Here is a 12,370-nt window from a genome sequence, read left to right on the forward strand (position 1 = left end):
CCATGCATACTCAATCGTTGAACCTGCTTGGAAACTTGACCCAGGTGAAAGAGGTCCGCACGGCGCGCGTATCCAGCTGGGATCAGGACGGGCGAAATCAGGACTACTGGATGATTCCGGCCGGCGGCACCGTCGTGCTTGGCGATATGGAAGGACCGGGCAGCATCAATCATATCTGGATGACCTCGTTCTGCCGCCGCGTGCACGGACCGAGTGTAATGAACCCCGAGTGGGGCGGAAAAATCGCGCCGGTCAACGAAATTCACAACGCGCTCGGCGTGACCTGGGAATCGGCCGATCCGGCCTGGTACCGCAAGGTGCTGATTCGAATGACCTGGGACGATGAGTCTCATCCCAGCGTGCTTGTGCCGTACGGCGACTTCTTCTGCATCGGCCACTCCATGCCCGGCAACTTCGCGTCCCTACCGTTTACCGTCTCGGTGAAGCCGGAGGAGCAGTTCAAATTCGGCGGCGTGGCTTCGGTCAACTGCTATCTGCCGATGCCGTTCAACAAGCGGGCCAAGATCGAGATCATTAACGAGAACGATGTGCCGTTCGGCTTGTATTTCCACATCGACTACGAGCTGTATAAGCAGCCGCTTGGCGAGGAGACCGCTTATTTCCATGCACAGTGGCGGCGCGAAAATACATGCGACGGCTGGGGGCCGGATCTTCAGGTGAACACGCCGGAGGTCAACCGGGTCGCCAATCTGGATGGCGAGGGCAACTACGTCATTCTGGAGGCCGAAGGCAAAGGCCACTATATCGGCTGCAACCTCTCCGTTACCCATTTCCAGGGCAGCTGGTGGGGCGAGGGGGACGATATGATCTTCATCGACGGAGAGAAGCTGCCGAGCATCGTCGGCACAGGGGCCGAGGATTATTTCAACCATGCCTGGGGGATGCAAAAGAATGCGTTCCCGTTCCACGGCTCCATTGTGCATGAGAGCGATGTCCCGGGCTATCAGGTCTCCTACCGGTTCCATATCACCGACCCGGTTCATTTCTCGGAGAGCCTCAAGGTGACGATTGAGCACGGCCATGCCAATCACCTGTCCGACGACTGGTCGTCGACCGCTTACTGGTATCAGACCCTGCCATCCAAGCCATTTGGCATTCTGCCGGTGGAGGAGCGGATTCAGCGGATGCCGCAATTCCCGAGCCCCGGGCCGCTTAAGCCAGCCGTTCTGAACGAAGAAATGGCGGAATCCTTCAGATTGGCCGCAGAACGGATGGAGGGCTATGCCAAAGGGCGCGAAGAGCAGGTTCAAATGAAAACGGACCGGGTGTCCTGGCATTCCGAAGGCAATATCCTGCAAAGTAAAAGCGTACGCGATTCGTTCTTGTCCAAATAAGAGAGGGTGGAGGGATACTAGTGGAACTGCCAACTCAAGGAGCGTTGCTGCACCGGGATACGTTGTTAAAGGCGGAACAGTCCATTTCCAGGATCAAGGATACCGTCGGCAAGGACCCGGGCCGGCTGAAATATCATTTTATGGCGCCGGCCTATTGGATTAACGATCCGAACGGCCTGATTTTTTACAAAGGCGAATATCATCTGTTCTATCAGCATTATCCTTACGCCGCTGAGTGGGGCGCCATGCACTGGGGCCACGCCAAAAGCAAGGATCTCGTGCACTGGGAGCATCTGCCGATCGCTCTTGCCCCAAGCGAGCCTTATGATCTGCATGATCGAGGCGGCGTCTTTTCGGGCAGCGCGGTCGACGACAACGGCATTCTGTCCGTTCTCTATACGGGGACGGTCATCAAAGACGGCACGCTGATCCAGTCCCAGTGCCTGGCTACCAGCCAGGACGGAATCACCTTCGAGAAGTACGAAGGTAACCCGGTCATTCCCGGTCCGCCGGAGGACGGCTCCGCCGATTTCCGTGACCCGAAAGTGTGGAAGCATAACGGAACGTGGTATATGGTCGTCGGCTCGAGCAAGGACGGGATTGGCAAAGCGCTGCTTTACAAATCGCCGGATCTTCGCGCGTGGAACTACGTCGGCGTGCTGGCCGAAAGCGACGGAACGATGGGGACGATGTGGGAGTGCCCGGATTTCTTCCCTCTGGATGGACGCTACGTGCTGCTGTTCTCGCCGATGGGCATGGGAGAGCGCAAAACCATCTATCTGGTTGGGGACATGGACTATGAAACCGGCCGGTTCACCTGGGACACGATGGGCGATGTGGATCACGGCTTTGAATACTACGCTCCGCAGTCCTTTCTGGACGGCCAGGGCAGACGGATTATCATCGCCTGGCTGAATGCCTGGGACTGGATGCCGTGGTTCAAGGACTTCGGGCCGACCGCCGCTAATCACTGGTGCGGCGCCATGTCGTCGCCGCGCACCGTGGAGCTGGACACCGACAGCCGGCTGATATTTAAGCCGGTCAAGGAACTGGAGGTGCTGCGGCGGGAGCATTTCCATATCGGGCCGACCGAGGTTGCGCCGGGCGCTCCGATCATCCCCAAATATGTGGGCAGCGATTGCCTGGAGATCAAGGCGGAGTTCGAGATGTCCGGCTGCACCGCCGAAGAAATCGGATTCGTGCTGCGGGGCGCAGGTGACGGCTCACAGCAGACGCTGCTCGTCTACAATACGAAGACCGGAGTCCTGCGCTTTGACCGGACCCGCTCCGATGGCTGGAGCGAGGGCATCCGAACGGCAGCTCTGGAAAGAACGGGCGAAGAGCCGCTTAGACTGCATATTTTTGTCGACACCAGTGTAGTAGAGCTGTATACGGATAACTACCGTACGGCCATGACGAATAATATCTATCCGGAGCCCGCCAGCATTGCGCTGGAGGTCTTCGCAAACGGCGGCAGCGCGAATATCGCGTCGCTGGATATCTGGAAGCTGCGGTCGGCGTGGTAATCGGTAAGCGCGCTCGAATGCCATAAATAGACATTAGTCACAGTAGGGGTTATCCCTAAGTCATCCTAGATGACTTGGGGATCGCTCTTTTTTCATTTTATAAACAAAAAGATACCATTCCTTGGTAATATGGAATGGAATAACAAATTACTAATACTTCAACTGGAGGTTTTAAATTGAAGGGAAAAACAATGTTTTGTATTGTGATAACTTTTTTGTTGATTGGTTCTGTTGCTTGGGCGGACAGTAATTTTAAAGTTTATTGGGGCAAAGAAGAATTAAATCAAACATCAGGGAAACCATTAATTATCAATAATAGACTATATGTTCCTGTTTATCTTTTAAAACAAGCTAATATCTCTGTATATAAGCAGGACAATTCTTGGTACCTGTCAGATAACCGAAAAAAATACATAAATAATTTATATTTATTGGACCTATACAGAAGGGGGTTCATGGATTCAATAAATGAATTGGACAAGGAATCATTAAATATCTTGGGTAATGTTCTTCTTAATAAAAAAGTAGATGATTCAAAATTAAAGGAGTTAATAAACGAGGTTCAAACTTCTACGAGAGCATCATATAAATATATTGATGAGTTGGCGATAATTGGTGATAAACCGGAAGGATTTTTACAATCACTTACATGTGCAGAGAATTATAATATTGCTGTCAGTCATTTATTAAAATATAATGAGACACGCGATTTGAACGAACTGGAATTGTTTTACGATAATCGGCTTAAAGCAATAGAAGCATTTGATGCTGTTAAAAATGAATATGATAGATATATTAATTTGAGTTTCGATAAAGCATTTCGTTGATACTGTTACACGTCAATTAGATACGCTTCTATAAGAGTATAATCTCTTCAAAACAGGCATTCTCTAAAAGGCAAGGCTCGTACTAGGGTACTTTCCCGATACGAGCCCTGTATGGCTATTTTGATTCTATATTGTGTTTACTTGAAAATTCGAGTGATGTGTTACTTAAATACGACGTTTACATGTATATAGTGCTCTTTGTCTGCAAGTCCGTCGGTCCAATCAATATTGAGGAAGGATAATTTACTTTCCCATTGTGCTCTTTCAGCGGAAACCTGTTCTGTATCATTATATCTATCAGCATATCGATCAAAAATAAAAGCAAGTACATAAGCGTTAAGACTAACCCTTCCGTTTACGATTCTAACCCACTCAGATGGCAGTATTACCTGGTTATCACTTGCAGCAATTGATTTACCAGAGAGGTTAATTAGTAATTGCTTTCCCTCGTTTGTAATCGTTGCTAATTTTTTGGTGTTATCCCAAGTCAGCGAATCCACTTGTTTAGCGAATATATCTTTGATAGGGATATAAATAGAGTTGTATGTAGTTGTAGTAAGCTTATCGTCCGCGGAAAGGTTAAGGACAGATTTTGTAGCTGTACTATAATGCTGTTTAGAAGTAGCCACAAAAGCTTTGCCAGCAGGACTTGCTCCGGTCAAAGAAGCAGAAGTTAACATACTAATCAACAATAGACACGGGATGGTAAGAGCTTTCATTATCTCTCCCCCTTCTAAAAATGGAATATATTCACATGTGTATAGACGCTTAAATATGGGGAAAGTTCTGCAAAAATATATAGTAGACCAAAATACAAGCCGGTCAGTCAAGGATAAACTCTTGACTGACCGGCTTGCTGTTTTTTTAAATATGTCGTTATCCCGGTCCTTATTTATATGTCTTGGCAATCGCATTCGCTGTGACAATCGCGTTATACACATCGTCCGGTTCAACCGGGAACGGCATATTGCCCATCGTGTCCCCCGCTGCGCAGGCGGCTTCCGCTACCTGACGCCATTCGGACTCGATGAATTCCGTGCATCCCAGGTCTTCGAGCGTCAAAGGCAGGCCTACATCCTTAACCAGCTTGATCACCGTTTCGAGCTCATCGAGCGGCGCATTTTCGAGCACGAGCTGGGCCAGCAGACCAAAGGTTACTTTCTCCCCGTGCTGGGCTCTATGTAGGGAAGGCACCGCCGTCATCCCGTTATGGATGGCATGCGCGGCTGCCAGTCCGCCGGATTCGGCGCCGATACCGCTCAAATAAATCGTCGCTTCGATCGTTTCTTCTACTGCGCGGGTGTAAACCTTTTGCTCGACGGCGCGCTGCGCCTTGACCGCATGCTGAAGCAGCGCTTCATAGCACATTTTGGCGATGCCAAGGCCTGTTGTGGAAGGCTTCATCAGCACCAGGTTATCGCCGTTGGCCGCATAGCAGGCCCGGGCTTCAAAATAGGTTGCGAGCGCATCGCCGATGCCCGCGGCAAAGAACCGGGCCGGTGCGGCCGCCAGAATCCCTGTATCGGCAAGCACAATATCCGGATTGCTCGGCAGGAAGAGATATTCGTCAAAGGAGCCGTCTTTCTTGTAAATGACGGACAGGGCTGTACAAGGAGCGTCTGTCGATGCGAGAGTTGGGAAAATGACAACCGGCAATTTCTCGTAATAGGCGGTCGCTTTTGCCGTATCGAGTGTTTTGCCTCCGCCGATGCCTACGATAATGTTGGCTCCGGCTTTACGGGCCAGATCACGGTGGCGCTCAATTTCTTCCTTGGTGCATTCATAGTTGAACTTTTCGAACGTCGCCTTGTTTCCGGCCGTAGCGATGGAGTCGCCGGCTTCGTTCTTTGCGCGCTCCAGGATGAACTCGTCGCAAATGACATAGGCGTTGTCGCCGAAGCTTTGAATGTGCTCATTCAAATGAGCCAGCAAGCCATGTCCGCAAATAAACTTTTTGGGTGAGGTGATGGATCGTACGAATGAGGTCATAGTGAAAATCCTTTCATATCAAATTTGTATATTAAAACATTGCTTATTATAAAACTAGTCTATTAGTATGGCAAATGTATCCAAAGAAAAAAGCCGCCGGCTCTGAAGAGCTAGCAGCTTTCATACACGATATAGAGCGTTAGAAATGCGGAAACCTTATAGCTTCTGAAAATCAATCTCCGGATCATCCGCATGAGGTCGGTTGATGAGCTCGCCCGCGCCTCCCTTTAAATATTTATCGAAGAAATCCAGAACGTACCGGTTCACAAGATAAGCCCCTCTGTACCCGTCGATGCTGCCGGTCATACCCAAATATTTGATCAAAGGCGAATAGAATTGCAGATCCGTAAAATTAAAATGGGCCGTTCCCTTGATATGGATGCTTTGGCCTCCGCGTTCAATAACATGGCGGGCAATCTTCAACTCTTTGGAGATCCGTCCTCTTATCTCCTCCGGAACCGCAGGATCGTCCAAGGCTTCAGCCATGTTTGCGGAATCATCGGACTGCAAGAACATAAACGGCTTGTTCAATTGGTCCCGGTCCAAATCAATCAGTGTCCCGTCCATATTAATCCCGGCTTTGATTTTGCCGATCGTATAAGCTGCGTTATATGCGGTTGCTCCGCCGAACGAATGGCCCATGATGCCAGTGTTGTTCATATCGATTTTTCCTGTAAAATCACTTTCGATCCGTCCCGCATTCAGCGAATCCAATTGATTCAGGACAAACTCCACATCCTGAGTCCAAATCTCTCCGATAACGCGGGCCTTATCATAGATATCCTCGGCAGAGAGTTCTGTTGTGAACCCTGTGATCCGGCCGTCCGAAAATGCTGTCGCCGCCGTGCTGTACGTATGGTCGATAGCGGCTACGATGTACCCGTGGCTTGCCAGATTTTCGGCTTGCGAGGCATGAAGCATTCGGCTGGTGCCCAGGCCATGGCTTATTATGACCAAGGGATAAGGTTTGGGGGAGGGGAGGACGGGTGCATCTTGAAAGGAATGGCTGCGCGCATACTTCCAGTAATCCAGGGCAAATGCAGGCAGATGAAGCCCCTCGGCAAAAGCTGATATGTAATTGTGAAAAATTTGCGGGTCTTGGGGAAAAAGAAACTGCGGCTCTCCGGATGATTTTTCCGCCGGGTACCATATTTGCACGATGAGCTCGCGCTTGTCTCCCGGATCGGCGGTGAGCGTCTCTTCGCGGTTTCCGTCGGTCCAATCAAAGGTAACCGTTCCGACCGCGTCCGCTCCGTCCGGTTTGGGTAAATCCATAACCGGCAGGGCTGCGGCCAGAACGGCAGAGAGTATAACCAGTCCGCTTAGCGCGAGGCCGCTTATATACCGGAGAATGCGCCTTTTTTTAAATATCGGAACCGGTCTGAATAGTCTAAGCAGAATGCTTGCCAGCAGGATGAGAGTCACGAAATAAAGGGGGATCAGCTGCCACCGGTAGCCTTCCAGAAGCAGCTGCAGCACCGGAAACGTGAGCAATCCGGCGCCAATCAGCATATTCGTTGTTTTGCGGGAAGAGGTTGACTTGCCAATAACAAAAAAATAGATCAACACCAATAAATCCAGCGCTGCCAGGGTCATTTCCAACATACGCATTGCATAATCTCCTCAATTCATCTGGTTTGACAATATCATAACGAATCAAGGTTAATTCAGCGGGCAGGTTTTGTTTAAATTTGGGTTAAGTCTTTGGCCTGACGGCTCTTGTTTATATAATCTCTCCGGTATTCGCGCGGAGACATGCCAAAGCATTTGGTAAACACTTTTGCAAAATATTTGGTGTCCGGATACCCTATGCTTTCGCATATTTCATATTGCTTCAGCTCGGGGTTTTTCAGCAGCAGGCACGCCTTTTCCATACGGAGCCCTGTGAGATAATTGACAAACGTCTCTCCGGTCACCGTTTTAAATACTTGTCCGAAATAATGGGGGGTAAGATGAACCTCCTCTGCCGTTCTTTTTAAAGAAAGAGGCTTGTCCAGGTTTGTTTTCATATAGGTGATCGCCCGTTCCACAATGGCCTCGTGATACGTTTTGGGAGACTCGGCATCGCCAGATTCTTCTCCATTTTTGGTTTCCGCGTCCAGAAGGCTGTCCACAATGGAGAACAGCTCATCGGTATCAATCGGCTTGGTTACATATCCTTTTGCCTGATACCGCAGGGCGGTACACGCATAGGTAAACTCCTCGTACCCGCTGATGAGAATGACGTTGATTCCCGGCTTGGTTTCATAAAGACGCTGCAGCAGCTCCAGGCCGCTCATGTCCGGCATATGGATATCTGTCAGGATCATATCCAGGTCTTCCTGCTCCACCCACTGCAAGGCTTCTCGTCCGCTGGCCGCCGTGCCGACCACCTCTATGTTCCGCTCTTTCCACTCCTCCATCGAGCGCAAGCTGTCAGAGATCATCCACTCATCGTCCACGATCAACAGTTTACTTGTTCTCATTGGCGAACCTCCTAGGCAGTTTAATGGTCACATTCATGCCCTGCTGGGGAGCGCTGTCCACGGACAGCCCGTACGCCTCTCCAAAGTGGAGACGGATTCGCGACTGAACGTTAAGTATGCCCACTTTTTTCCCATACTTGGTGAGCTTCTCGGAGTGATACTCCAGGTTGTGGCGCAGCTCCTTCAGCGCTGTTTTGTCCAGACCTACACCGTAATCTCTTACTTGCAGGTAGACGGCGTCCTGCTCCAGCCAGCCTTTGATCTCAATGCGTCCGCTGACCTCTTCACTCGCTATGGGGTCTAACCCGTGCAGAACCGCGTTCTCCACGATCGGCTGAATAATCCATTTCACCGTAAATAAGCTTCGGATCTCTTCGTCGATATCGATGGAATACTGAATAGGCTTTTTCAGGCGGATTTGATGCAGTTCCAGGTAGCAGGCCGCGTATTCCAGCTCTCTCCAGATCGGAATCATCGTATCGAACGTGCTGATCGACGCTCTCAGCAGCTTGCCTAAGAGAACGATCATTTTACTGATTTGCGGCTCTTTCCGCTTACGCGCCAGACTGTTGATAGACTCCAGTGTGTTGTACAGGAAATGCGGGTTGATCTGGGACTGCAGCGCGGTCACCTCGGCGTCACGCTTCTTGCTTTGTTCTTCATAAACGAGCTGAATCAGCTCCTTGATCTTCCCCACCATATGGTTAAACCCGAGCCCCAGCTGGCCGATCTCGTCCTTTCGCTTCAGCTTGAACAGAGAATAAAACTCCCCTCGGCCCACCTTTCCCATCAAGTACTGCAAATAGCGGATCGGGCCGGATATGCGGTGGGATAAGTAAAAAGAGACCAGCAGGCAAAAGGCGATGCTCGGCAAAATGATCCAATAGACCGAATTGCGGATACGGTGGATGGGCTCATACAGCTTGTCTTCCTGAAAGTAGCCCGTTAATATCAAGCCCGTTTCATTGTTTGTCCGGGTAACCAGCCGATACACATTGCCGCTAAGATCGGTGATCCGTTCCGCCTGATTCAAGTTCTTGAGCTCTTCCGGACGGAACCGCCCGGTATCTTGGGGATATAACAATTGACCGCTGCGGTTGGTGATCAGCAGGCCGATTTCCGTTTCTCCAGGTACGCTATCCGAAAGGGAGGAGCTTTGAAACAAGCTTGCCAGCACATCACGCTTAAAATCGATAATCAGCAGGCCTTTGGCTTTCAAATCCCTGCTGAACACCTGCTGCACATAAGAAAACACCTGCTCTTGCGGTTCTTGGTTACTGTATGGCCGATCGTGCAGAGGGGTCAGCCTGTGCTCCATGGATAACGGAGGCAGCTGCGGAATCCAATGATAGTTGTAGAAGCCGCTGTGCTCCCGATTCAATGAATAACCATAGGTATAGACATAGCCCTGCTCGTTTACCAGAGTAATCCCCGCGTTTTCAGGCCGGATGACATGAATGCCGGTAAACACTTGATCCAGCGGGAGAAAGGAACGCAGATAGTTATCGTAATCCTTGTTTTTTAGAAAGTCGGAGACCGCGGGGCTTGTATTTGAAATCTCACCCATTCGTATCAAGTCGTTGAGATAGAAGGTCAGTACCTTGGAATGCTGCTCTAACACTGAGGAGGCATCCTTATTCAATTTCCGGGTCAATAAATCGGAGACATTGCTGTAGGTCAGAAGCCCCGCCAACGTCAAAGGAACGATCGACAACAGCAGAAAGCTGATTAAAAGTTTAAAGAAAATCGAGTGGATGAAGGGCACTGCTGCCGGTCTTCCTTTCAAGGATTCCACTTTTTCGCCCCCTTTTTCCACGATTTGAACCATTGTATATCATCCAGATTATTTTAAAATTTAGATAAGACGACGGCCGTCAACAAAACTAACATCAGGGAGTGAATTTCATGCTAATTAGCAATCTTAAAAAATTATTGGCGACTGCCTCCGTTTCGTTACTCTTGGTAGCCGGGTGTTCTTCACCCACGGGCTCAAGCTCCAATGCCCCGACGGAGAATAAAGAGCCGGCCGCAGCTGCAGCCGCGGATAATAAGCAATTAAGCTTGCTGATTCCTAACTTTTACAACGATACGGAAAAGCATCAATGGGAAAGTGTAGTGAACAAATTCAAAGAATTAAACCCTGGTGTTGAAGTGACTTTGTCTAATGGTGATGTTAACACAGAGTCAGGAAAATTGACAACAACTCTGCAATCGGGTGTTACCCCTCCTGACGCTATCCTCATGAATGCAGGACCGGGCCGTGTCAGTATTTTGTCGGATGTGGGACTGATTAAGCCGCTCGATGACTGGTATGCGAAGAACAGCTGGAAAGACAAGCTTCAGCCGTTTGCTTATCAAATGGCGGCAGTCAACGATACAATCTATGAATTGCCCCATACCGTCGATGCGATTGAGGTCTATTACAATAAAGATATTTTTGAAAAATATGCCATTCCGGTTCCCCAAACGGGCGACGAGTTTGTAGCAGCAATGAAGAAGCTGAAGGATAACGGAGTCACCCCGCTGAATACGGCAGCCCGTACTTCGTTCACGGTTGGCGGCCTGTTCTCCAATATTTTGGAGTCCGTTGCAGGCAGAGATGCCGTGGAAGCCCTGCTGTATGGAGAGAAACAATGGACCGATCCGGAGTTTGTCAAAGCGGGGGAAATGCTGGCGGACTGGGCCAAGCAGGGATACATCGGAAAAGAGTCCATGTCTCTTAATCTCGCCGACCTTCAGTTAAGCTTCCTGGATAAAAAGGTGGCTATGATGATCTCGCCAACCCACCTCATTTCCACGATCGTGGACAAGCAGGTGGAAGACAGCATTGGAACCTTCTCGATGCCATCCTTTATCAGCGGGGAGAAGACAGAACCGACAGGCGGTCTCGGCTACACCTGGGTCGTTCCGACAAAAGCCGTTCACCCCGAGCAGGCTGAGAACTGGATGAATTTCATTGTCTCCGAAGATTATGCCAACGTCGTATTGAGTGATCCGTCTTACAATCTGATTCCTACTTCCCAAGCGGCATTGAACGTCAAGCCGGCGGGTGCGCTGCTGGCAGGTGCGATTCAGTCTATCAAAGCGAGATCAGGCTATAACCCGAGCGTATTTATCGGAAGTGAAGCTAAAGAGGCCTACTATCAAAACCTGGTCGGACTTGTCGGAGGGTTGGTGAAGCCGCAGGAAGCGATGGGAAAAATCGCTGAAGGCGTCAAAAAGGATCAGGAGGCCGGTTACCAATTAACTAGATAGGAAGTGAAGAATACAATGAATCCGCTGCCTGTTCAAAGTGCTGTTAATATAAGATCCCATTTGCAAGTCAGACACTGGAGCCGGAAAGCGAAACGTTTTGCGGTGGTGCTCTCCTTCTTGGCTCCCTCCTTGCTTTTATACGGACTATTTATGCTCTATCCGATGATCGACGCGGTCCGGCTTAGCTTATTCGATTGGGACGGTGCTTCCCCGACCATGTCTTTTATCGGCTTGGACAACTATATGAACTTATTGAAAGACGATGTATTCATGCAATCTTTGTTCCATAACCTTGTATGGGTTGTCATCAGCCTTACCCTGGTGGTTATTCCTACACTCGTGCTTGCGGTCCTGATCAGTAAAGTAAAAAAAGGCAGATTGTTCTTTCGTGCCGGGTTCTACCTTCCTTCCGTCATTTCATTGGCGGTGGTGGGGGTGCTCTGGGCCAAGATTTACGATCCCCTGATGGGTCCGATCAACGTCACGTTACAGAAAGCGGGCCTCGGAGCTCTGGCGCATAACTGGCTGGGAGAGCAATGGACGGTGCTGCCTGCTTTGGTGATCGTCGGAACCTGGGCGTTTTACGGGTCTTTCCTGATCTTGTACCTGGCAGGGTTGCAGAACATTGACCCTTCCTTATACGAAGCGGCCGAGATCGACGGGGCAGGACCGGTCCGCAAGTTTCTCAGCATTACCATTCCAAGCCTGCGGTACACCATGAATGTAGTTATAAGCATGGTTATCATCTACGCCTTTAAAGGTTTTGCCCTCATCTGGATCATGACCCAAGGCGGACCGTTCTATAAAAGTGAAGTGGTCTCCACGTACATCTACAAATCAGCTTTTGGCATGAACAAAGTGAGCTACGCAACAGCAGGCGGCGTTCTATTGGCCGTTATTGTCATCACGCTGACCATTTTGTTCAATCAATGGCGGGAAAGGCGGGAATAGCG

10 protein-coding genes are annotated in these 12,370 nt (G+C 49.9%); 5 read left to right on the forward strand and 5 right to left on the reverse strand.

The window, feature by feature from the left end; all coding sequences use genetic code 11:
• The first annotated feature begins 2 nt into the window (after positions 1-2).
• The 3 genes from G5B47_RS20090 (at position 3) to G5B47_RS20100 (ending at position 3,708) form a co-directional block, all read left to right on the forward strand.
• Positions 3-1,355: a glycoside hydrolase family 172 protein gene (locus G5B47_RS20090; protein WP_165101923.1), complete on the forward strand. Its 1,353-nt coding sequence runs from the start codon at positions 3-5 to the stop codon at positions 1,353-1,355.
• A gap of 20 nt (positions 1,356-1,375) precedes the next feature.
• Positions 1,376-2,881, forward strand: a complete 1,506-nt coding sequence (locus G5B47_RS20095) for a glycoside hydrolase family 32 protein (protein WP_165101925.1) — start codon at positions 1,376-1,378, stop codon at positions 2,879-2,881.
• Positions 2,882-3,057: 176 nt separating this feature from the next.
• Positions 3,058-3,708, forward strand: a complete 651-nt coding sequence (locus G5B47_RS20100; RefSeq protein ID WP_165101928.1) for a hypothetical protein — start codon at positions 3,058-3,060, stop codon at positions 3,706-3,708.
• A 161-nt stretch (positions 3,709-3,869) separates the two neighbouring features.
• Here the strand turns inward: G5B47_RS20100 and G5B47_RS20105 are convergent, their stop codons facing one another.
• The 5 genes from G5B47_RS20105 to G5B47_RS20125 all read right to left on the reverse strand — a co-directional run bounded on the left by G5B47_RS20105 (position 3,870) and on the right by G5B47_RS20125 (position 9,990).
• Positions 3,870-4,427: a stalk domain-containing protein gene (locus G5B47_RS20105; protein ID WP_165101930.1), complete on the reverse strand. Its 558-nt coding sequence runs from the start codon at positions 4,425-4,427 to the stop codon at positions 3,870-3,872.
• A gap of 169 nt (positions 4,428-4,596) precedes the next feature.
• Positions 4,597-5,697, reverse strand: coding sequence for a glycerol dehydrogenase (locus G5B47_RS20110; RefSeq protein ID WP_165101933.1), 1,101 nt, complete (start codon positions 5,695-5,697; stop codon positions 4,597-4,599).
• Between the two features lie 156 nt (positions 5,698-5,853).
• Positions 5,854-7,308 carry an alpha/beta hydrolase family protein gene (locus G5B47_RS20115; protein ID WP_165101936.1) on the reverse strand — a complete coding sequence of 485 codons (1,455 nt, stop codon included), beginning with the start codon at positions 7,306-7,308 and terminating at the stop codon, positions 5,854-5,856.
• Between the two features lie 74 nt (positions 7,309-7,382).
• Positions 7,383-8,162, reverse strand: a complete 780-nt coding sequence (locus G5B47_RS20120; RefSeq protein ID WP_165101939.1) for a response regulator transcription factor — start codon at positions 8,160-8,162, stop codon at positions 7,383-7,385.
• Complete coding sequence (locus G5B47_RS20125) at positions 8,149-9,990, reverse strand: cache domain-containing sensor histidine kinase (RefSeq protein WP_165101942.1); 1,842 nt, start codon at positions 9,988-9,990, stop codon at positions 8,149-8,151. The genes G5B47_RS20120 and G5B47_RS20125 overlap by 14 nt, the downstream gene beginning before the upstream one ends.
• 77 nt (positions 9,991-10,067) lie before the next feature.
• Between G5B47_RS20125 and G5B47_RS20130 the strand changes: the two genes are divergently transcribed.
• The gene (locus tag G5B47_RS20130; RefSeq protein WP_165101945.1) at positions 10,068-11,417 is read left to right on the forward strand and encodes an ABC transporter substrate-binding protein; all 1,350 of its coding nucleotides are present in this window, start codon (positions 10,068-10,070) and stop codon (positions 11,415-11,417) included.
• 15 nt (positions 11,418-11,432) lie between these two features.
• On the forward strand, positions 11,433-12,368 hold the full coding sequence (locus G5B47_RS20135) for a carbohydrate ABC transporter permease (RefSeq protein WP_165101948.1): 936 nt from the start codon (positions 11,433-11,435) through the stop codon (positions 12,366-12,368).
• The last annotated feature ends 2 nt before the right edge of the window (positions 12,369-12,370 follow it).

Origin of the sequence: Paenibacillus apii (assembly GCF_011043685.1) — a bacterium.
GTDB classification, from domain to species: Bacteria; Bacillota; Bacilli; order Paenibacillales; family Paenibacillaceae; genus Paenibacillus_AQ; species Paenibacillus_AQ sabinae.